General features: G+C 69.5%; 17 protein-coding genes and 1 pseudogene. 9 read left to right on the top strand and 9 right to left on the bottom strand.

Features of this window, described 5'->3' with window-relative positions:
- The first annotated feature begins 24 nt into the window (after positions 1-24).
- From ACFOW8_RS03225 to ACFOW8_RS03215, 3 genes are all read left to right on the top strand, one after another.
- Entirely contained in the window at positions 25-966 is a 942-nt protein-coding gene (locus tag ACFOW8_RS03225) for a ParA family protein (protein ID WP_378545168.1), read from the top strand.
- A gap of 34 nt (positions 967-1,000) precedes the next feature.
- Complete coding sequence (locus ACFOW8_RS03220; protein ID WP_378545165.1) at positions 1,001-2,041, top strand: ParB/RepB/Spo0J family partition protein; 1,041 nt, start codon at positions 1,001-1,003, stop codon at positions 2,039-2,041.
- Between the two features lie 186 nt (positions 2,042-2,227).
- Positions 2,228-2,953, top strand: coding sequence for a GNAT family N-acetyltransferase (locus tag ACFOW8_RS03215; RefSeq protein ID WP_378548427.1), 726 nt, complete (start codon positions 2,228-2,230; stop codon positions 2,951-2,953).
- A 143-nt stretch (positions 2,954-3,096) separates the two neighbouring features.
- Here ACFOW8_RS03215 and ACFOW8_RS03210 read toward each other — a convergent pair whose 3' ends face one another.
- The 6 genes from ACFOW8_RS03210 to ACFOW8_RS03185 form a co-directional block, all read right to left on the bottom strand.
- Positions 3,097-4,290, bottom strand: coding sequence for an N-acetylmuramoyl-L-alanine amidase (locus ACFOW8_RS03210; protein WP_378545162.1), 1,194 nt, complete (start codon positions 4,288-4,290; stop codon positions 3,097-3,099).
- 135 nt (positions 4,291-4,425) lie between these two features.
- A complete protein-coding gene (trxA, locus tag ACFOW8_RS03205; protein ID WP_378545159.1) occupies positions 4,426-4,758 on the bottom strand; it encodes a thioredoxin in 333 nt (110 codons plus the stop codon).
- Between the two features lie 34 nt (positions 4,759-4,792).
- Positions 4,793-5,779 carry a thioredoxin-disulfide reductase gene (trxB, locus tag ACFOW8_RS03200; protein ID WP_378545156.1) on the bottom strand — a complete coding sequence of 329 codons (987 nt, stop codon included), beginning with the start codon at positions 5,777-5,779 and terminating at the stop codon, positions 4,793-4,795.
- Positions 5,780-5,875: 96 nt separating this feature from the next.
- On the bottom strand, positions 5,876-6,643 hold the full coding sequence (locus ACFOW8_RS03195; RefSeq protein WP_378545153.1) for a hypothetical protein: 768 nt from the start codon (positions 6,641-6,643) through the stop codon (positions 5,876-5,878).
- Positions 6,644-6,739: 96 nt separating this feature from the next.
- Positions 6,740-7,273 (bottom strand): RNA polymerase sigma factor SigM, encoded by a 534-nt coding sequence (gene sigM, locus ACFOW8_RS03190; protein ID WP_449289760.1) that lies wholly within the window; start codon positions 7,271-7,273, stop codon positions 6,740-6,742.
- Between the two features lie 347 nt (positions 7,274-7,620).
- Positions 7,621-11,340 (bottom strand): murein biosynthesis integral membrane protein MurJ, encoded by a 3,720-nt coding sequence (locus tag ACFOW8_RS03185; RefSeq protein ID WP_378548424.1) that lies wholly within the window; start codon positions 11,338-11,340, stop codon positions 7,621-7,623.
- 135 nt (positions 11,341-11,475) lie between these two features.
- On the opposite strand from ACFOW8_RS03185, the gene ACFOW8_RS03180 reads away from it, so the two are divergent.
- On the top strand, positions 11,476-12,687 hold the full coding sequence (locus tag ACFOW8_RS03180; RefSeq protein WP_378545147.1) for a hypothetical protein: 1,212 nt from the start codon (positions 11,476-11,478) through the stop codon (positions 12,685-12,687).
- A 213-nt stretch (positions 12,688-12,900) separates the two neighbouring features.
- Positions 12,901-13,488: a hypothetical protein gene (locus ACFOW8_RS03175; RefSeq protein ID WP_378545145.1), complete on the top strand. Its 588-nt coding sequence runs from the start codon at positions 12,901-12,903 to the stop codon at positions 13,486-13,488.
- A gap of 72 nt (positions 13,489-13,560) precedes the next feature.
- Here ACFOW8_RS03175 and ACFOW8_RS03170 read toward each other — a convergent pair whose 3' ends face one another.
- Complete coding sequence (locus ACFOW8_RS03170; RefSeq protein ID WP_378545142.1) at positions 13,561-15,978, bottom strand: DUF6049 family protein; 2,418 nt, start codon at positions 15,976-15,978, stop codon at positions 13,561-13,563.
- Entirely contained in the window at positions 15,975-16,430 is a 456-nt protein-coding gene (locus ACFOW8_RS03165) for an NUDIX hydrolase (protein ID WP_378548421.1), read from the bottom strand. The genes ACFOW8_RS03170 and ACFOW8_RS03165 overlap by 4 nt, the downstream gene beginning before the upstream one ends.
- A gap of 196 nt (positions 16,431-16,626) precedes the next feature.
- On the opposite strand from ACFOW8_RS03165, the gene ACFOW8_RS03160 reads away from it, so the two are divergent.
- Positions 16,627-18,060: a CCA tRNA nucleotidyltransferase gene (locus tag ACFOW8_RS03160; RefSeq protein WP_378545139.1), complete on the top strand. Its 1,434-nt coding sequence runs from the start codon at positions 16,627-16,629 to the stop codon at positions 18,058-18,060.
- Here ACFOW8_RS03160 and ACFOW8_RS03155 read toward each other — a convergent pair.
- Complete coding sequence (locus ACFOW8_RS03155) at positions 18,057-18,911, bottom strand: hypothetical protein (RefSeq protein ID WP_378545136.1); 855 nt, start codon at positions 18,909-18,911, stop codon at positions 18,057-18,059. The genes ACFOW8_RS03160 and ACFOW8_RS03155 overlap by 4 nt on opposite strands.
- Before the next feature lie 44 nt (positions 18,912-18,955).
- Between ACFOW8_RS03155 and ACFOW8_RS03150 the strand changes: the two genes are divergently transcribed.
- From ACFOW8_RS03150 to ACFOW8_RS03140, 3 genes and pseudogenes are all read left to right on the top strand, one after another.
- The gene (locus tag ACFOW8_RS03150) at positions 18,956-19,408 is read left to right on the top strand and encodes a TOBE domain-containing protein (RefSeq protein ID WP_378545133.1); all 453 of its coding nucleotides are present in this window, start codon (positions 18,956-18,958) and stop codon (positions 19,406-19,408) included.
- Positions 19,405-20,145 (top strand): molybdate ABC transporter substrate-binding protein, encoded by a 741-nt coding sequence (gene modA / locus ACFOW8_RS03145; RefSeq protein WP_378545130.1) that lies wholly within the window; start codon positions 19,405-19,407, stop codon positions 20,143-20,145. Before ACFOW8_RS03150 ends, modA begins: the two co-directional genes overlap by 4 nt.
- 253 nt (positions 20,146-20,398) lie before the next feature.
- Positions 20,399-21,145, top strand: a pseudogene (locus ACFOW8_RS03140) (ABC transporter permease); the annotation flags it as partial.
- Positions 21,146-21,301 lie beyond the last annotated feature (156 nt).

Below are 21,301 nucleotides of genomic sequence, written 5' to 3'. Positions count from 1 at the left end.
GAAACAGGGTCACGGGTTCCGGGGATGCTGGACTCCAGCAACTTCGACGCGGAGACGTTCGGGAACACTCCTTTCGGGAGCATCTCCCCGGTCGAGACCCCGATCGCGGCGGAAGCGCAACGCGCCAGCCAGATTCTCCATCCAGGAAAGGTCAATGTGCCGAAACCTCGCGAGCAGCGGATCATCACCATCGCCAACCAGAAGGGCGGCGTCGGTAAGACGACGACGACGGTCAACCTCGCTGCTGCCCTAGCGCATCAGGGAATGACGGTCCTCGTGGTCGACCTCGATCCACAGGGCAATGCGAGTACGGCGCTCGGCGTCGAGCACCACTCCGGTGTGCCGTCGAGCTATGAACTACTGATCGGTGAGGTGTCGGTCAAAGACGCGATCCAGCAGAGCCCGCACGGCGAACGACTCCTGTGCATTCCGGCGACGATCGACCTCGCCGGCGCCGAGATCGAACTCGTCTCGATGGTTGCCCGCGAGGGCAGGTTGAAGACCGCCATCCACGAGGCCGCCCTCGCCGGCTACGACATCGACTACGTCCTCATCGACTGCCCACCCTCGCTCGGGCTGCTCACGGTCAACGCGCTTGTGGCGGCCAAGGAGGTGCTGATCCCGATTCAGTGCGAGTACTACGCACTGGAGGGTGTCGGTCAGTTGCTCCGCAATATCGGGTTGGTGCAGGCGCATCTGAACCCCGCTCTCCATGTCTCGACCGTCCTGCTGACGATGTACGACGGCCGCACCAAGCTTGCCGATCAGGTCGCCGAAGAAGTGCGCAACCACTTCGGCGACGTCGTGCTCAAGTCGATGATCCCGCGCAGTGTGAAGGTCTCGGAGGCGCCGGGCTACGGGATGACCGTGCTCGATTATGATCCAGGCTCCCGCGGCGCGATGAGCTACCTGGACGCCGGGCGCGAGCTCGCCGCGCGTGCCCAGGTTCGGCAGGACGCGTCGTAGTGGTGTGTTGGAACGAGGAAGGGATCGGTAGCCGATGAGTCAGGCGAAAAAGGGCGGTCTCGGGCGCGGGTTGGCCGCACTGATCCCGACGGGTCCGGCGGCGACGGCGCCGGGTTTGAGTAGCGCCGCGGCGAGCGTCATCGGGATCACACCGATCGGTCCGCAGCCCGCCGAGGCCTTCCTGCACCGCGTCCCCGACGCCGAGCCGGAGGCGGAGCCGCGGCCGGACAACGAACTGGTCTCCCCCGGCGACGCGGTCTACCGCGAGGTTCCGGCCGATCAGATCGAACCGAACCCCAAGCAGCCACGGCAGGTCTTCGAGGAGGAGGCGCTGGCGGAGCTGGTGCACTCCATCCGCGAGTTCGGGCTCATGCAGCCGATCGTGGTGCGGCGGATGCAGCCGGGGGTCGACAAGTTCCAGTTGGTTATGGGCGAACGGCGCTGGCGCGCGTGCCAGGAAGCCGGCCTGGCGACGATCCCCGCGATCATCCGCGACACCGCCGACGGTTCGATGCTGCGCGACGCGCTGCTGGAGAACATCCACCGCGTGCAGCTGAACCCGCTCGAAGAGGCGGCCGCCTATCAGCAGCTGCTCGAGGAATTCGATGTCACCCACGAGGAACTGGCCACGCGAATCGGCCGCTCCCGCCCCGTGGTGACGAATATGATCCGACTGCTGAAGCTGCCGATTCCCGTGCAGCGTCGGGTGGCGGCCGGGGTGCTCTCGGCCGGACATGCCAGGGCGCTGCTCGGTCTGGATGCGGGTGCCGACGCACAGGAAGTGTTGGCGGCGCGGATCGTCGCCGAGGGATTGTCGGTCCGGGCTACCGAGGAAGCGGTGACGCTGGCCAACCGCAATCCGTCGGAGGTGGCTCCCCCGACGCCGAAGCGTAAGCCGATCCACATGCCGGGTCTGCAGGAAGTGGCCGAGCGGCTGTCGGGTTCCTACGACACCCGGGTCACGGTCAGTCTCGGTAAGCGTAAGGGCAAGATCGTTGTCGAATTCGGTTCCGTCGAAGATCTCGAGCGCATTGTGGCGCTGATGGAGCAATCCGGCCCTGAAACGTCACTGTGACAGGGCTATTCCAGCCCTTCTACACAATTGAAAGAGGCGGCATTACTGTGGATAGTGATGTGGCGTGAGTGAGCGTCAGCGAGCGAACCATAGGCACAGCGCGCCGTCGCGCACGACGGAACCGAGCGCCGGCGAGGTGGAGTCGTGAGCGTGGATGAATCGGACAGCTGGAGGCTGAGCAGAGCGGTGTCGACCAGCGTCACAGCCTTGACCCTCGACCGGCTCGATCAGCTACCGGCACACACCAGGCGGTGTGTGTTCTGGGAGCTCGATCCGGCGGTGGCTGCCGACTCCCACGCCTTCAGCGATCCGGTCTTCGAGAAGGAAGCCTGGCTCTCGACCGTGATGCTCGAGTGGGGATCGTGCGGGCAGCTGGCCCATGTGGACAACAACATCGCCGGCTGCGCGCTGTACTCGCCGCCGAGCGCCGTGCCACGCTCGAGCCTGTTCCCCACCTCCCCGGTGAGCCCGGACGCGGTCCTGCTGACCACGCTGCAGACCGAATTCCCCTACGAGGAGGCCGACGTAGCCGACCGCCTGATCCAGGGCGTGGTGGCCGATCTGGTGCGTCGCGGTGTGCGCGCGATCGAGGCATTCGGCATCAGGAACGGTCCGGCGACCAGCTCGCTCGCCGATCGGGGGCTCGGCTCCTCGATGCGGTTGATGGAGCGGATCGCGGCCCCGCTGCGGGATCGGGCCGCGGCTACCCACTGCACCCCGGAAACCTGCATGATCGACGCCGACTTCCTCACTGACGTCGGCTTCGAAGTGATCGCCCCGCATCACCGTTTCCCCCGCCTGCGGCTGGAGCTGGATTCCGACCACGGCTGGAAGGAAGACGTGGAGCGCGCGCTGGACCAGTTGCTGGCCGCCGCGCTGGTCCGCCTCCCCGCGACTTCTGGCCAGACCTAGGCGCGGGGTGAGACCCGACGCGGCTGCGGTCGGGCGGTACTTCCGTCAGCCCGTGCCCGACGAGTTGCCCATGTACTAGCGAAACCAGTACAGCGGTCCCAAGATTCCACAGGGGACCGCTGTACTGGTTAGGGACGGATAGTTCAGAGGCGTGGTGCCGGTGCGTTGCCCGCGTCGGCGGCGGCCAATTCCTCGGCCAGCAGTTCGGCGAAGGTGTAGGTGCCGGTCGGCTGATCGTCCTGGCCGAGCAGGTACAGCCGCTTCACCGAGATCAGGATTGCCTCGGCGATGACATCACGCATGCGCGGGTTGGTGAGGATCGAGGCGTCGTACTCGTTGGTGAGGTAGCCGAGATCGACCTGCACGGTCGGCATCTTGGTCAGCCGCAGCAGATCCCAGGTGCGCTGATGGGTCCGGCAGTCCTGGACCGACGCCCTCGCGACCACCTCGCGCTGGATGAACCCGGCCAGCACCTGGCCGATCATCGACACCGATCCGTGCGAGTTGCCCCAGTAGAACCCGGCGACACCATTGGCCGATGGGTTGTCACTGGTGGCGCAGCGCAGCGAGATCATCAGATCGGCGTCGAACGCGTTGGAGGTCTCGGCGCGCTCGACATCCGTGGGGTTGGCACCCCACGGCCGGGACAGGAACGTCTCCATGCCGGTGGCCGCCATCCGGCCTTCCAGCCGGGAGGCCAGATCCCACAGGATCTCCGACTCGTAGACGTCACCGAACTCGGTCGGTACGACGAAACCCTTGTCCGGGCCACCGAATCCGGGGTCGATGACGATCCGCTTGCCGGTGAGCTGCGGGCCCGCCCGGTGCACCACTTCTTCCTCCGCGATCCGGTGCGGGTTGCCACCGGTCACGCGGGCGCCGAGCAGATCGAGCGAGCGCAGCGTGTCGGGCCCGCAGATGCCGTCGGCGGACAAGCCGATCTCGCGCTGGAACGCGCTGAGCGCGTCGTGGGTGTGCGGTCCGAAATAGCCGTCCACGCGGTGCACGTAGAAGCCGAGGTCCTGCAGCTTGCGTTGCAGGGTTGCCACGTCGTCACCGTAGAGCGGTGCGGACAGTTGATAGATCAGCGTGCGAGCACCCAGGCGGTAGGAGGCTTCCTTCAGCGCGCGGTAGGTCGCCGGACCGACGACACCGTCGACGAGCAGACCGCGCTGCTGCTGGAACGCGCGCACGGCGGAATCCAGCGAACGGTCGAACTCGGCGTCGGTGTCCTTCCAGTAGTCACCGTGCGGCGGATGCAGGAAGCCGAGGCTTGCGAGGGTGCTCCGAACCTCTGCGACGGCTGGTCCTGAATCGCCGTGACGAAGTCGGTGCATGCGTGATAGCCCTTTCCTTCGGCCGGAGCGTCGCCTAGATTGTCGCAGACCCGGCCGCTATTGCGGGAATCCCGGGTCCAGGCATCCTACGGCGCGTCGGCCGGTAAGAGGGGTGTTTGCCGGATCGGATCGTCGTCAGATCAGCCCGTCGAGTTCGCGCAGCAACGCGGCCTTGCCCTTGGCACCGACGATCTGCTTCACCGGCTTGCCGCCTTGGAACAGGATCATCGTCGGCAACGACAGGATCTGGTAGTCGCGGGCGGTGCCGGGATTGGCTTCGGTGTCGAGCTTGGCGATCGTCAGCTTGTCGGCGTGGGTGCCCGCGATCTCCTCCAGCACGGGAGCGACCATCTTGCACGGGCCGCACCAGTCGGCCCAGAAGTCGACGAGCACCGGCTTCTCGCTGAGCAGCACGTCGTCGGCGAAGGACTGGTCGGTCACGGTGATGGTGTTGGCGCTGTCAGCCATTGGTGTCTCCTAGAGGAACCGGGAATACGCGAAATCAGTTGGTGGACACCGCGGCGGGGCCGTCGGCGTTGGCGAGGGTGTTGGCGGTGATGTCGCCCTGCTCGGCGAGCCAGCGCTCGGCATCGATCGCGGCGCGGCAGCCGGTGCCCGCGGCGGTGATCGCCTGCCGGTAGGTGTGGTCGACCAGGTCGCCCGCGGCGAACACGCCGGGCACGTCGGTGGCGGTGCCCGGTTCGCTCACCTGCACATAGCCTTCCCCGTCGAGCGCGACCTGGCCCTTGACCAGTTCGCTGCGCGGGTCGTGGCCGATGGCGACGAACAGGCCGGTGGCGGCGAGCTCGGATTCCTCGCCGGTACGGGTGTCGCGCAGGGTGAGGCTGGTGACGCTCGTCTCGCCGTTGACCTTCACCACTTCGGCGTTGAGCCGGAACTTGATCTTCTCGTTCGCCTTGGCCCGCTCGAGCATGATCCGTGAGGCACGGAACTCCTCGCGCCGGTGCACGATGGTGACGCTGGCCGCGAATTTGGTGAGGAAGGTCGCTTCCTCCATGGCCGAGTCGCCGCCGCCGACCACCACGATGTCCTGGCCCTTGAAGAAGAAGCCGTCGCAGGTGGCGCAGGCGCTGACGCCGCGCCCGAGCAGCTCCTGCTCCCCCGGCACGTTCAGGTAGCGGGCAGCCGAGCCCATGGCCAGGACGATGGCGTAGGCCTCGAAGGTCTCGTCGCCGACGGTCACCTTCTTGATCGGGCCGGACAGGTCGATCGCGTCGACGTCCTCGGTGCGCAGGTCGGCGCCGAAACGCTTGGCCTGCTCGCGCATCTGCTCCATCAGGTCGGGGCCCATGATGCCCTCGCGGAAGCCGGGGAAGTTCTCCACCTCGGTGGTGGTCATCAGGGCGCCGCCGAACTGGGTGCCCTCGAAGACGAGCGGCTGCAGCTCGGCGCGGGCCGCGTAGACGGCTGCCGTATACCCGGCGGGTCCTGAGCCGACGATGATCAGGTCGTGAACTGGCGTGCTCATGGGGCCCTTCCGAAAGACAAGCTGGGGACGTGTCGGTCAACAACAGCGTAAACGGTGTTGTTCCCGGGGTTGCGGGTCTGCCGGGAAGCGGGACGGTCAGCCGATATCGCGCAGTGCCAACTGCTCGGGCGAGCCGGTGGCGCACCCAGGGCCGACGACCAGTGCGGTGATGGTCGGGGGTTGTGGCCCCGCGACGAGCACGAGCACGGCGTCGGCACCGCGGAAGGTGATGCTCGACGCACCGAGTACGGCGCGGTCGACATCGTTGGCCTGTACACACCGCTCCAGCGCTGCCTCATCGGCCAGCGGGCCGCGCACATCACGTTTGCCGAGCGCGCTGAGCGCGGCGGTGACGGTGAGCTCATCGCCCCCGGCGGCCGGTGCGGTGCTCGGCGCCGCGCTCGGAGTGCCGTCGGTGGTTCCGAACGTGCTCACCACCGCGCCTGCGCCCGCGATGACCGCCACGGCGGCGGCAGCGGCGGCCAGCAGGCCGAGCCCCCGGCGAGAGCGGTACCGCGCCAACGAGACCGGTGCTTCGGGGACTTGCGGTATGGGGGCCGAGGGCTCCTGGACAGGCGGTGCCACCGCGAGTGGGGTGACGCGGTCGGTGGGACCGTCGCCCGCGTCGAGTTCGGCGATGAAGCGGAACATACGGTCGGCCACATCGTCGGGCATGCGGTGCACGACGTGTTCGTCGGCGCCTAGCGTGCGGAGGTGGGCGTTCACCTCGTCGAGCTGATTCAGGTAGTGCAGCGCGTCTGGGTCGGTGCTGACCTGGGGCAGGAGTTGCTCGCGCAGTTCGGGCGCGAGGTTGTCGCCATGGAGATCGGCCAGCAGTTCCGACGGGAACGGAGGCTGCGGCACGGATCGAGACACCCTCGCACCTCCCCTGTTCTGTCGATATCGGATCGCAGGATTTACATCGCTGACTTGTTCGTCACTGTTATTGACGCATCCCGGCTAGATCCGGTTCCCTGGATCCCGGAAAAATTCCAAACGTTCTTGCAAACGTACTCTCGCTCGGGCGCATCGGCTCTTGATCGTGCCCTCCGCCACGCCGAGCGCGACCGCGGTCTCGGCCACACTCCTGCCCTCCATCTCCACCATCACCAAGGCGAGCCGCTGCTCCTCCGGCAGCGTGAACAGGGCCTCGGTGACCACAGTGCTCAACTCGTACTCGGCGAAGACATCGCGCGGCTCCACCGCCTCCGGCATGGTGTCCGGCGTGATCGAGATCGCGCGACGGGTCTTGTTCCGCCGGATCCGGTCCAGGCAGGCGTTGACGACGATGGCGTGCAGCCAGCTGCGGACCTCGGCCTCGGCCCGGAACGAACCGGCGGTGCGATGCGCCGACAGCAGGGCGTCCTGCAACGAATCAGCGGCGTCCTCACGACTGTAGGACGTGCGCAGCGCCGTCTGCCACAGGTGGTCCTTGTGCCTGCGGAACAGTTCGCCGAACGCGTGCGGCGCACCGCGCACGTGCGCCGCAAGCAACTCGGCGTCACTGCCGTCGGCCGAGACGAACGAGCGGTCGCGGTATGCGGCGACCTGCCGCGTTCTCCCCCCGCGGACGTGCTCGTTGACTTCCGGCAAAACCAGACCCCTTGGACAGCGCTCATTGCGGCGACTTCATGTCGGCGAACGAGGCCGATCCATCACCTGACTACAACGCGACGTCCAGGACCGACGACGACAGATCCTGGGTAGCTCCCTACCGAGAGCGCTGGTTGATCATATCGTCGATAACAATTGCGCACCAACCGGACCGCAGTTCGATGACGGTCGGCCTCCGGGGGCGGAATTTCGCGTCCACCTGCGGTGATAGCGGTGGGAGATGGGTGCTACGGCGCGGCGTCGAAGCGGACGTCGGCGATCGCGGTTTGGAACTGGCCGCCGGAATTCGCCAGCTCGGTGATCCACACGAGCACGAATCGCGCGGCCTGATCGGTCTGTACGGCGATGTCGGTGACCCCGTCACCGAGCCGGGCCGAACCGATCAGCTGGGTCTGGTCGAGCGTCGGCGCCTCGGTGGGTGACGTGCGGATCTCGACCATGCTGCCATCGCTTGGCGAGGTGATCGACACATTGGTCAACCTGGCCGGGGTCGGCAGCGTGGCCAGCAGGCCGACCCCCTTCTTCAGCGCGGGGAACTGCTGGAAGTACTGGTCGGTGCGCCACACGGTGGCCGGGTCCTGATCCAGCACGGCCCCCGCCGTCGCCGCACCGTCCGGGGTGCCCTCCGGCGAGAACACCGCCGCCCCGGTGACGGGCACCGGGACGCTGGTCGGCGGGGCGAGGGAGGTCTCGCCCGCGGCGGGCGCCGAGGCCGCGGGCGGCGGTGCGACGCTCGACGTGAGCCCGATGTTTATCTGCTCGTCCAGCGGCTTGTTCGAGGCGCCGGGCGCGAAGATGCTCACCATCCACCAGATCAGGATGCCGACGACAAGCGCGGCGAGCACGCCGAGGCCGACCATGATCCACATCATCCGTTGGGAGCGTTCCCGCTCGGCGGCGAGCAGTTCCGGATCGGCCAGCGAATCCGGTCCGCCCGCGACGGCGCGCTGGCCGAGACGCAGTACCGGGATGAAATCGGTCTTCTGGTCGACGACCGAGGCCTGCTCCAGCACATGCTGCACGGTCGCCGCCGTGCGGACACCCTTGTTCGACTCGAGCGAGCGCACCGCGACGGCCGAGATCTCGAACGGCACCTCCGGCCGGATCTGCCTCGGTTCCACCGGCGTGCCGTCCGGCCCGAAATCGGCGAGGCGCAGGCCGCCGATGGTGGCCGCGGTGCCGGTGACACCGCCGACCCGGATCGGCCAGCGCGCGGTGATCAGGGCGTAGAGCATCGCGCCGAGACCACGCACGTCGGACTGGGCGTCGGCGTCGCCGAGGGTGCCGGGGAAGGCGAGCACGGCGTCACCGGAGGCGCTGATCCTGATCCGGTCCGGATGGTCGATCGAGAGCGAGCCGCCGCCACGGTGGGCCAGCTCGGCCGCCGAGGCCAGCGCCCTGATCGCCCGCGCCGCGCCGATCGGTGACGGCACGGTCTCGGCCATCTCGCGCAGCGAACGACCCGGCGTCCACTCGGCGACGACGATGCCGCCGGAGCTGCCACGCACCACGTCCAGGACCCTTGCCAGACCGGGCGAGTTGATCCGGCCGAGTCGCAGGGTGCGCGACAGGATGGCCTGTGGACCGTCGTGCCCGGAGTTCTCGCCCGACTTCTGGTCGGCGTCGACGAAGGTCAGCGCCACCTCGCGGTCGAGCTTGATGTCGAGTGCCTGCCAGAACTTCAGTCCGCGGGCGCCGCCGTGGCCCGCCAGCAGCCGGTAGCGGCCACCGGCGACGGACGCGCCAGGCATCAGCTTCGGGCCGCGTGGGGTCCGGGCCGCGGCAGCCGGTACCCGGGGCGGGATCGGCAACATGCCGGTGTCGTGCGTCGGGTCGTGCGGCGGCACCGCGTCCGCTTTGTCTTCCGCTGGTCCGTCGGTCTGCTGATCGTCGAAGTCCTCGGGCACGTCGTCCGGCGCGGATCCTGCCTTGTCCGCCGCAGTCGGCTGGACGTCGGTGGACATGCCTCCTGCTGCGCGCGCCGCAGAATCGGCGGCCGGGACTCCGCCCACCGCGTCATCGCTCACCCTCGGTCCTCCTTCGACCTGATCTTTCCTGGTGCCGGCGAATTCGCCGACCGTATCGGCCTGCCGAACAGCGTACGGGAACTGCGCCTGACCGGTGATGTCAACAGCGCCGGGCCGGATCACGGGGAGCACCATGGTCTGGGTATCCATCGACGGCCCGTACGTGGGGAAGGCGAAGGTATCGGGGCGACGCAGCACGGTGGTCGCGTAGATGTCGTCTTCCGGTGTGTCGTCGAGGCCGAGGTCCGGTGCGGGCGGAGTTCTGCCCAGCTTGCGCGACAGCGCGACCGTGATCGCCACGACCTCGGGAATCCCGGCCAGCCGCATCAGGCCGAACGCCACCGAGAACATCACGATCGCGCCGACGGCGACACGCAGGAGTGAGGCGAGTCCACCGGAGAGCTGATCCATCCTGGTGACGGTGTCGACGATGAGCATCACCGCGCCACCGGCCACGGACGCGAGCAGCACCCTGGTGACCGTGCGCCCCACATTGGCCATCCGGAGATCGCCGAGGCTGCGGTGCAGCAGGACGCCGCCGATCACCGCGCCCGCGGTGAAACCGAGCCCGGTGGCGACACCGAGGATGATCACCACGTCGTCGCTGTCGCGGGCGAGCACCGGTGCCAGCGCGGAGAACAGGATCTTGATGGTGGTGATGCCGAGGATGATCCAGGTGGGAGTCCATGCCTGTTCGCGGGCGTAGAACACCCGCAGGTGGATCAGCACCAGCGAGTACGGGATGAGCGAGAACGCCGACCAGCTCACCGCGTTGCCGAGGCGTTCGGCGTCACCGGAGAACCGGGCGTAACCGTAGAGCGCCTGGCCGATCTCGGGGCCGGCGAGCGTCATGAACGTGACGACCGGAATCAGCGCGATCATCGTGAGGCGGGTGGCGACGGAAAGGTCGTCGACCACCGCAGGCGTGTCGTCGGCCGCGGCGTTGCGGCTCAGCCTCGGCATGATCGCGGTCAGCAGGGTCACGCCGAGCACGCCGTACGGCAGCTGCAGCAGCGCCCACGCGTTGGCGAAGATCGCCGGGCCCGCCTCGTCGGCGGAGGAGGCGATGTTGTTCGCGACGACCAGGCCGATCTGGCTGATCAGCACGTACAGGATGATCGCGGCGCCCATCCTGCCGAACTGCTTGAGGCGCGCGTCGACACCCCACAGCGGCCGCAGATCGATGCCGTGGCGACGGATCGCCGGCAGCAGGCTCAGCGCCTGGGTGGCCACACCCGCGGTGATCCCGAGGCCGAGGACCAGCAGTTTCGGATCGCTCATCCGCACGGGATCGAGGGTGATCTCGCCGGGTGTCAGCGCGTACGCGGCCAGCACCGTCAGCGCCACCAGGTTGTTCAGCACCGGTGCCCAGGCGCCGGGCCGGAACGCCTGTCTGGTGTTGAGGATGGCGGTGAACAGCGCCGACATGCCGTAGAACAGGATCGCGGGCGCGAGGAGATAGGTCAGCGCGATCGTCAGGTTGGTGTCGACCTTGCCGCCGGAGTCGACCAGGATGTGCCCCGCGAGCACCGGCGTCGCCGCCAAGGTGAGCACCGTCGCGGCGAACAGCACCGTGAACGCGGCCGTCACCAATCGCCGGACGAAGGCGGCGCCGTTGTCGGTGTCCTCCTGTTCGGCGCGAACCAGGGTCGGCACGACGATCGCCGTCAGCACGGCACCGAGCACGAGCTCGGCGATCATGTTCGGGATCAGGTTGGCCGAGATGAACGCGCTGGCGATGGCGGGGCCGAGCACGGTCAGCAGCAGCAGCTGTTTGGCGAAGCCGGTGATGCGGCTGATCAGCGTCGCGAACGCGATCGAGCCGGAATCCTTCAGCAGTTTCGCGTTGGCGCTCTGCGGTGTCGCGGGTTTCCCGGTCTCCACGCGCTGTGGCCTGGCGATCCGCTGCGTCTTCGCCATGGACAGCTCGTCTGCCTGCGGGTCGCGGCGGCCCGCCTCGGCGACGGCAGCGCGCCGGGCCGGGTCGCCTGCCGGGGTGCCGGGCATCCCCGGATACGAACCGCGGGCCGGTCCACCACGCCGGGCGGGGTCGCCTTGGGGACGATCGAGCACCGGACGCTGCCGGTCACCCGGCTGCGCATCGGCGACATCGCCACGAGCCTGTCGCGGGATCTCCCCGGACGCTCCGGCACCAGGCACAGCGTGCGGCGGACGCGCCGGTCGCTGGAATTCCGCATCCGGTGCCGACCGGTCAGGAAGAAACTGCTCACGTCGACCTGCCACGTGATCACCGGGCCACGCTGCCCGATCCCCGGCACCCGCTTGGCCGTGCGGTGGTACGCCACGTGGCGCCTGCGACGGAAGCTCACCGGAGCGGTCGCCGGGCAGCGGTGGCAGGCCGGGTCGCGCAGGCGCGCGCTCGCCGGGCGCCGAAGCCGGGAACTCGGCACGAACTCCATGGCCGGCCGGGCCAGGCGCGACACCGGGTTGCCGGAACTCGCCGGACCCGTCGTCCGGTCCAGCGGACCGTGGTGCTCGGCCAGGCTGCGGTGCTCGGCCGGACCGGGCCGCCTGGTGCTCGCCGGGTGGACGCTCAGCGAACCGGCCACGATCCCCGTGGCCGGCCGGGCCCGGCGATACGACACCGGGCTGCCGGAACTCACCGGACCCGTCGCCTGGCCCGGCGGGTCGTGGTGCCCGGCTCGGCCGCGGCGCTTGGCGCTCGCCGGGCGCTGGATCGGCGAACGAAGCATGATCCCCGTGGCTCGCCGGGCCGCGCGCGGCCGCACCGGGCTGCCCCGGTTGGGGGAACTCACCGGAGTGGTCGCCTGGCCCAGCGGGACGCGGCACCCGGCCCGGTCGCGCCGGTGCCTGCGGGAACCCGGATGCCTGATCCGGGAACTCGGTCGGTCGATCGCCGTCCAGTGGACCGCGTGGTGCCACGGGGCGTGCCTGCTGAGGGAATTCGCCGGAGCGGTCGCCTGGGCCGGTGGGCCGTGGCGGCTGGTTCGGCCGGATCTGTGGGTTCTCGCCGGGTCGGGGGCCGGGTGTGTGCTCGGTGACGCCGGCTCGTCGATCCCCAGCGCTCGCCGGAGCGGGTGGCGCTACGTCGGGGCGTGGCTGCTGCGGGAATTCGCCGGAGCGGTGGTCGGGACCGGTGGGACGCGGGGCTCGGCCCGGTCGTGCCGGTGCCTGCGGGAGTCCGGGCGCTTGATCCGGGAATTCGGTGGGCCGACCGCTCGCATCCAGCGGGCCGCGCGGTGCCGTGGGGCGTGCCTGCTGGGGGATTTCGCCGGGGTGGGGTGATCGACTCCGGTCGGGATACGGGAGTTCGTCGGGACGAAAGTCCGCGGCGGGACGGGCCGGACGCGGAGCGCCGCCTGGTGTCTCATGGGGTGCCATGTCCGGTCGCGGCGCACCAGGACGACCTGGCGCTCCTGGGTCCGCGCGCTGCGCGGGGAACTCGCCGGACATGCCGGCCGTGCCGGGGGCGCGCCGCGTCGGCTGATCGGGGCGCGGATGACCGTCGGGACTTGGCATCGGCGGCAGGCGGCGCTGATCCTGGCCGGGGTACTGCTCGTCGTAGCCCGTGGATCGAGGTGGCAGCTCGCGGCGCTCGTCGGGTACCGGGCGCTGCGCCGGGAACTCTCCGGACGCGCCGGCGGGCCGGTGGGGCAGCCCGGCAGGCGGCCGTGGTGGCTGACCAGCGGGACCGGGCGCCGGATACCGCTGCGGAAACTCCCCTTGCCGGCCTGGCAGCTGGACGCGTGGCATTTCGCCCGATCGTCCGGGAGCAGGCGGACGGTCGCTCGGCAGCTCGCCGGGTCCGACGCCCGACGCGCGACGATCATCGGGTTGTCCGGGACGGAACCGGCCGGGCGGCTCGGCACCGGGATCACGTGGCCCCGGATCCATCGCCTGACGTGGCGGCCGCTGACCGGCGGAGCCGTGCTCGCCGCCGGTCATCCCACGTTCCCACGGCGCGATGGGCGTGTGGCGCTGTGCCGGTCCCTCGCGATCTTCGTGGTCGTGCCGATGAGCGGAATCATCGTCGCCCATCATGCCTCCTGTACCCGGCGTAACCCGCGATGCCCGCCGGTCCGGTGAGCGTTTCGCTCACCCGTGCCACTCTCGTCCTTCGCTGCCATCGTCCCCCGCCCGCGTGTCAGGCGTTGGCGTTCACTGCCGTTCGTACCCCTCGTCGGCGGGGTCGGGCTGACCGCGGAACCGGCGCAGCAGCCGACGCCCGGCCAACAGCAACAGCAGTATCGCGGCACATCCGGTAATTATGGCCAAGGCCTGTCCGTAGGCGTTCGACCGTACCGAAACCGATGTCGCCTCCCCTAGCGCTACACCGTCCGGCGTGGTAAGAGAGATCGGAATCACCAGCTTACGGCTGTCGCTCACCTCGGTCGGAATCTGGAACGACCTGGTGCCCGATGGTGGAAGCAGCTGTTCGCCGATATCGGTGATGTTCGTCTCGGCGGGCGCCTCGATCTTGAACTGCACCCGGATGGCGACCGGCAGATTGTTGCGCGCCACCAGCAGCAACGGGCTCTGCTCCGAGGCCAGCGTGTACACCCCGCCCGGCGGGAGCACCGACACCGAACCGAACATCGTGTCCAGTTCCTCGGTGGCCTGGTCGATGCGGCGTTGCGCGTGCAGATCGGCCCTGGTGTGGTCGTCGTCGCGACGGTCGGACAGGCTCAGCGCCCGCAGCAGATCCTCCCGGACCGGGGTCATATAGGCGTGCGGGGTGAGCTCGGCCTCCGGCACCTCGACCATCGCGCGCATCAGCTCGGTGATCCTGGCGCTCTGCGCCTGGATCGGCGGCACGAAGCGTTCCGGCGTCGCGTCCTGCGCCGCGCGCGGCAGGTACTCCAGGGCGAACGGGAGCGGATCCGGCTCCTGGGCGACGAGCTCGGCGAAGCTGCGCGGTGCGGCCAGATTGTTGCGGGTCAACAGCTCGAGCTGTTTCAGGAGGGCGATGCCCTCCTCACGGTTGGCGCCCCACTGTTGCGGCGGCATGAGCAGCTGGGAGCGCGGCCGTTCCGGTGACGGGTTCAGCGCCGTCCAGGTGATGGCGCCGAGCGCGTCCTGCAGCCGGGCCGCCCGCGAATCCTTGGACACGTCGAACCGCACCTTCGACGGCGTGAACGACGGCGTCGGCGGATTCGAGCCGACCGCAGCCAGTGCGGTGGCCGGCCAGATGTCGTAGGTCGCCACCCGCAGCGCGGGATCGACCGGCGGCTGTGCGTTCGGCGGCGGTTCGACGCTCACCGTCGGCACCCGGACGACGTCGGGCGCCGCCGTCTCGCCGCCGACCACCACGCCGGGTTCCAGGGTGGTCGGTGCCGAGTTGAGCGCGTTGTCGGCGTCGCTGAGCGCACCGTCGGCGGTCACCGCCGTGCTCGCCAGTACCGCCGTCCCATAGCCGTGCGCGCGCAGCAGCTGACCGGCGGGATCGTCGATGGAGCCGGAATCGGGCAGGCTCACCCCGCGCAGCGTGCGGATGCCGAGGATGGTGTCGACCACGTCGGCGGGCGCGAGCAACGCTCTGGCCGAGAGCCCCGGATCGTGCACCGCGGCCAGCGCCGACAGATCCACCTGGGCGAACGGCAACGCCACCGTGCACATGGTGCTCGCCAGCGCGCGCAGCCGGTCGAGCCATTCGCGCGCGCTCACCGCGCCGGTGCCCTCCCTGGTCGCGCCGTCGGGATCCGACGGACTGGCAAGCACCCGATAGCCGAAGGTCATCGACTGCACGGTCGACACCAGGTCGGGATCGATCGCGATGCACACCGAATCGGCGAGTGCGCGGTCCCGGCCCGGCGCGGGCGCGATCGTCTCCAATGCGGCGACCAGCTGTTCGAGCCGTCCGCCCTTGCCGACCGAGACGGCGAGTTCGTCGTCGAGCAGCTCGACCTGGCCACCCGCCGCGCCCGGCCTGCCCGCGACCATCCGCGGCCGGTCGGCCAGCGGCCAGATCATGGTGGTCGCCACCGGAGTCGCCGCCGGCGATGGCACCGATTCGCTCGCCGGATCGCCGGGCGCGGGTGGCAGGCCGAGCACCGGCAGCAGGAATCTGGCGTCGTCGAGCCGGGCCTGGCTGCCGTAGGCGGGTTCACCGTTCACATTGAGCAGCAGCGGATACACCCCGGGGTCGGTGAGTTCGAGCGAGGGGCCGTCACCGCCTGCTCGCAGCGCGATCCGCACGGAGAACTGTTTGCGCTGACCGGGACTCAACCGTTCGGCGACATCCTGGAACGGCCCGGCGAGCTCGTAGTTCACCTGGTCGAGCCGCAGCGAGCTGCGCAGTCCGCTCGGCGAGAACACCGGGGCAGCACGCTGGATCCGCACGCTCACGTCGTCGACGACCCGGTCGCCGATATTGGTGACGGTGCCGGTGACCGTGAGTATCGGGTCGCTGCTGGTGGTGACCGTGCCCGGTGCCACCGCGTCGAGCGTGAGTTTGAGGAACTGTGGCGTCGACAGGCCCGACCCGCTCGGTTGCGCATGCCCGGAGGCCGGATGCAGCGTCACCGAAACCAAGATGGTCAGGACCGCCGTGATCAGCCGGAACAGTCCACGCGTCATCGCTTGCCGGTCTCCATCCGGTCGATCATCCGATTCGCCACCTCGGCCAGCCGCCGCTCGTCGGCGTAGGCCAACCGGGAATCCAACTCGCTCAACGGAACCCACGCAACCTGGGTGACTTCCACATCGGCGTCGGACAGTTCGCCGCCGAGCGAGCGCAGCAGGAAATGGTGCACCGTCTTGTGTACCCGCCTGCCCTCGGTGACGAACCAGTAATCGATACTGCCCAGTTCGGCGACCACCTCGCCGTTGATGCCCGTCTCCTCGGCGACCTCACGGATCGCGGTCTGTTCGGAGGTCTCCCCGTCCTCGATATGCCCCTTCGGCAGCGACCACAGCAGCCTGCCCCGCCGGTCGGTACGCCCGATCAGGGCTGCCGCGCGCTGCTCGCGTGGCCCGTCCAAACCGTCGACCACCAGGCCGCCCGCCGAGGTCTCGCGCACCGTCCGCATCCGCGGCTTGCCTGCGTTGCCCGCCGAGCCGCGGCGCCGCGGCTGGCGGCGTCGGCTGTTGGCGCGATCGGCGGGAGGAGACACCCAGCAAGCTTATAGGTGTTGTTCCGACGGGAGCACCCGCCGACGGCCGGGCTCGCGGACGCGGACAGTAAGCTGGCTTTTCGTGGTATCCCCCAACGTTGTCCCTGATGCTGTGGCTGATCGGCGCGCGCGGCTGCTCGCAGGCGCGGCGGTGACGCTGGGGCAGTTGTCGGATGTGCTGACCCCACTCGGCGAGATGTTCGCCGAGCGCGGGCATGCGCTGTACCTGGTCGGCGGCAGCGTGCGCGACGCGGTGCTCGGGCGGCTCGGCAACGATCTCGACTTCACCACCGACGCCAGGCCCGAGGTGGTGCAGGAGCTGATGCGCGGGTGGGCCGACCACCTGTGGGACACCGGCGGGCTGGCCTTCGGCACCGTCAGCGCGGCCAAGGGCGACCAGCAGCTCGAGCTCACCACCTTCCGGGCCGACAGCTACGACCGGGTCTCCCGCAATCCCGAGGTCACCTTCGGCGACTCGCTTGAGGGCGACCTGGTCCGGCGTGACTTCACGGTGAACGCGATGGCGGTGCGGATCGCCGCCGACGGCTCACTCGAGTTCGTCGACCCGCTGAACGGTCTCGACGCGCTGCTCGCCGGCGTGCTCGATACCCCTGCCGCACCGCAGGATTCGTTCGACGATGATCCGCTGCGCATGCTGCGCGCCGCCCGCTTCGTCGCTCAGCTCGGCTTCGAGGTGGCGCCGCGGGTGCGGGCCGCGATCGTGGAGATGGCCGCGCAGATCGATCGGATCACCGCCGAACGGGTACGCACCGAACTCGACAAACTCATCGGCGCCGAGCACCCGATCGACGGCATCAACCTCATGTGCGACACCGGTCTCGCGCAGCGGGTGCTGCCCGAGGTGCCTGCCATGAAGCTCGAGATCGACGAACACCACCAGCACAAGGACGTCTACCAGCATTCGCTGACCGTGCTCTCGCAGGCGATCGACCAGGAGGAGGGCGACCCCGACCTGGTACTGCGCTGGGCGGCCCTGCTGCACGACATCGGCAAGCCCGACACCAAGCGCAACGAACCGGGCGGCGGGGTGAGCTTCCACCACCACGAGGTGGTCGGCGCCAAGATGGTGCGCAAGCGCATGCGCGCGCTGAAGTACCCGAAGGCCTTCACCGAGGACGTCGCGCGCCTGGTGTTCCTGCACCTGCGCTTCCACGGCTACGGCAAGGGGCAGTGGACCGATTCGGCGGTGCGCCGCTATGTCACCGACGCCGACGACCTGCTGGAGCGCCTGCACAAGCTGGTCCGCGCCGACTGCACCACCCGCAACAAGCGCCGCGCCGCCGCCCTGCGCGCCACCTACGACGAGCTGGAAGAGCGCATCGCCACGCTGCGCGCGCAGGAGGACCTGGCGCGGGTCCGTCCCGATCTGGACGGCAACGCGATCATGGAACTGCTCGGCCTGCCGCCGGGCCCGCAGGTGGGTAAGGCCTGGAAGTACCTGAAGGACCTGCGGCTCGACCGCGGCCCGATGACGCGCGAGGAAGCCGAGGCCGCCCTGCTCGCGTGGTGGTCGGAGCAGTCCTAGAACACGATCAACGTGGTTCCGGCGACGATCGCCGAGCGGATCTGGGCCAGGTCGAACGAGCCGGTCGTCTCCGGCAGTTCGATGCGGAAGCGCACCTTGTCGCCGCGCCGGTGCGCGTAGGTGATGCTCGCCCGGTTCGGTAGGTCGTCGAGCAGCAGCGCCGGTGCCTGCACCGCTCGGCGCGGCAGGCGGATGCCGTGCCAGCTGGCCTTGCGGATATCGATGGTGAGCAGATTGTCGTAGACCTGCGCGTCGACGACGGCGCGCATCTTGCGGGTGCGGTGCGAGGCGATGATGCGGCCGCGTTCGTCGAGGGCCACCCGCCAGTCCAGGTTCTGCGCGTCCACCCATTCGATCAGGGCGCCGATCCCGATGACGCCCTCGATGTCGAGCTGCTGCACCCGGATCTTGGTCGGCACGCCGGGGATGAGCCGGACGCCGTGCGCGATCACGGTGACGTCGTCGAACGGGTGCGAGTCCCAGACCAGGTCCGAGAGCACGGTCTTGCTCTGGAAGTGGGCGCCGCGCCTGCGCACCTTGAACACGTCGAGGGTGGCGGTGAGGTCGTGGCCGAGCAGGGTGGCGCTCACCTCCTGGCCGCCGAATCGGCTGAGGATGCCCTCGCTGAGCACGGTCATCAGCACATCGGGCATGAGCGCGGTGACGGTGCCGGAGCCGAGGTCGGCGACGGGGTCGGCCCAGGCGGTGGTGAAGCCGAGCCACTGGTCGATCCATGACGGGTCGAGCAGGCGTCTGCCCAGGTCGACAGCGCCCGACAGTGACCAGGACTTCGGATCGAAATACGTGGCCATGATGGTCCGAGCGTACTTGGCCGCGAGTGGGGCGGCCACGCGCTGCGGCGTGTTGCCCGCGCATCACCGCCGGAGAGTTCCGTATGTGCGGAGGAGTTCGCTTGTTTCCTCCGCATCTGCGGAACTACGCTGAGTCGGTGGCGAGACTGCGTATCAAGGAGGCGGCCGACCTGCTCGGCGTCAGCGACGACACCGTGCGCCGGTGGATCGACGCGGGCGCCCTGGCGGCGGACAAGGATTCGGCCGGGCGGCTGGTGATCGAGGGGCGTGATCTCGCGGCGCTGGCCGTTGACCAGGCCCGTCCGCCGCACACCTCGGTCGGCAGCGCCAGTTCGGCGCGCAATCGGTTCCCCGGCCTGGTCACCAGGGTGGTGACCGACACGGTGATGGCGCAGGTGGAGATGCAATGCGGTCCCTTCACGGTGGTCTCCCTGATGAGCAGCGAATCGGTGCGCGAGCTCGGGCTCGAACCGGGCAGTGTGGCGCTGGCCAGCGTCAAGGCCACCACGGTCGTCGTCGAGCGGCCGGCGCGGTGACGCGCCGGGTCGCGCTCGGTGTGGCGCTGGTCCTGCTCACGGCCACCGGTTGCGGGAGCGGCGAGTCCGGGCCGAGCCTCACGGTATTCGCCGCCGCGTCGCTCAAGCACGTCTTCACCGGGCTCGAGCGCGAGTTCGAGGCCGCCGATCCCGGTGTCGACGTGCGGTTCTCGTTCGCGGGCTCGTCGGATCTGGCGGCCCAGCTGATCGCGGGCGCGCCCGCCGACGTGTTCGCCGCCGCCGACCAGCCCACCATGGACAAGGTGGTGGCGAGTGGCCGGATCACCGCCGCGCCGCTGACCTTCGCCACCAATGTCCTCACGCTCGTCACCGCGCCTGGAAATCCCAAGGGCATCAACGGAATCGATGACCTCGCCGACGCCGCGGTGGTGGTCTGCGCCCCGCAGGTGCCGTGTGGAAGGGCGACCGGGAAGGTAGCCGCTGCCGCCGGAGTCACCCTGGCTCCGGTGAGCGAGGAGTCCTCGGTCACCGACGTGCTCACCAAGGTGACCTCCGGCCAGGCCGACGCCGGGATCGTCTACGTCACCGACGCGGCGGGAGCAGGCGACAAGGTCGAGTCCGTCCCGATCCCCCAGGCCTCGGCCGCTGTGAACACGTATCCGATCGCGGTGGTCGATGATTCGGGACAGGCCGAGGCCGCGCGCAGGTTCACCGAGTTCGTCACCGGACCCGCGGGCCGTGCCGCGCTCGCCGCCGCCGGTTTCGGCACCCCATGAATCCCGCGGGTCTGCGCCCCGACGTCCACGAGAGCGAACCGCCTCACCTCCGCGGGGTGGCGCGCGGGCAGCGAACGGGCCGCGCTGCGCGTCCACAATCGCGCGTTTCGGGCGGAATCAGCGCAAAAGGATCGAATTGTGTTGGCCCAGCGCTGATCAGCCGGACGCCGACCGGCCGAAGCGGGGCACGGTTCGAGACACCGTCGCTCTCGGCCACCACGCGAGGCGCTCGGTCACACGGAGCGGAGACTCGATGAGTACGGGTGTCCCCCGATGGGTGCTGGCTCCGGCCGCGGTGGGGTTCGCGCTCGTGGTACTGCCGCTCGCGGCACTGGCCGCCGGGGTGGAATGGGGGCGGTTCGTCGAGCTGATCAGCACCGAGGAGTCAAGGGACGCACTGTGGTTGAGCCTGCGGACCGCCGCGGCGAGCACCGCGCTGTGCCTGGTGTTCGGTGTGCCGATGGCCGCGGTGCTGGCACGGGCGCGGTGGCGTTGGCTGCCCGTGCTGCGCGCGCTCGTCCTGCTGCCGCTGGTGCTACCGCCGGTGGTCGGCGGTATCGCGCTGCTCTACACCTTCGGCAGGCACGGACTGCTCGGCGCGCAGCTCGAGGCGGTCGGCATCCGGATCGCGTTCAGCACGACCGCCGTCGTCCTCGCGCAAACCTTTGTGGCACTGCCGTTCCTGGTGCTCACGCTCGAAGGCGCGCTGCGTACGGCGGGCAACCGGTACGAGCAGATCGCCGCCACTTTGGGCGCGAATCCGAGCACCGTCTGGTGGCGGATCACCCTGCCCCTGCTGCGCCCCGCCCTGATCTCCGGTGCCGTCCTCGCCTTCGCCCGTGCGCTCGGTGAATTCGGCGCCACCCTCACCTTCGCGGGCAGCCTGCAGGGCCGCACCCGCACCCTGCCGCTGGAGATCTACCTCCAGCGCGAGGCCGATCCCGATGCGGCCGTTGCCCTCTCGGTGGTCCTGATCATTGTCGCCGTCCTGATCGTGCTGCTCGCCTACCGCCGCACCAGTCCGATCCCTGGCACGCAGCTCCGCAGCGGCGGTCGGTCCGATGCGGCCGGTCGGGCGGCGGTTGCCGCCGGACTTCGCCCCGGTGCGGCGAGCAAGAAGCCGTCCGGCGAGGTCGTGGAAAGCGGTCGTTCGCGT

This window comes from Nocardia rhizosphaerae (genome assembly GCF_042650365.1).
GTDB classification, from domain to species: domain Bacteria; phylum Actinomycetota; class Actinomycetes; order Mycobacteriales; family Mycobacteriaceae; genus Nocardia; species Nocardia rhizosphaerae.
Note: the sequence above shows the minus strand (reverse complement) of the source record. Positions and strands in the feature narration are given on the sequence as shown.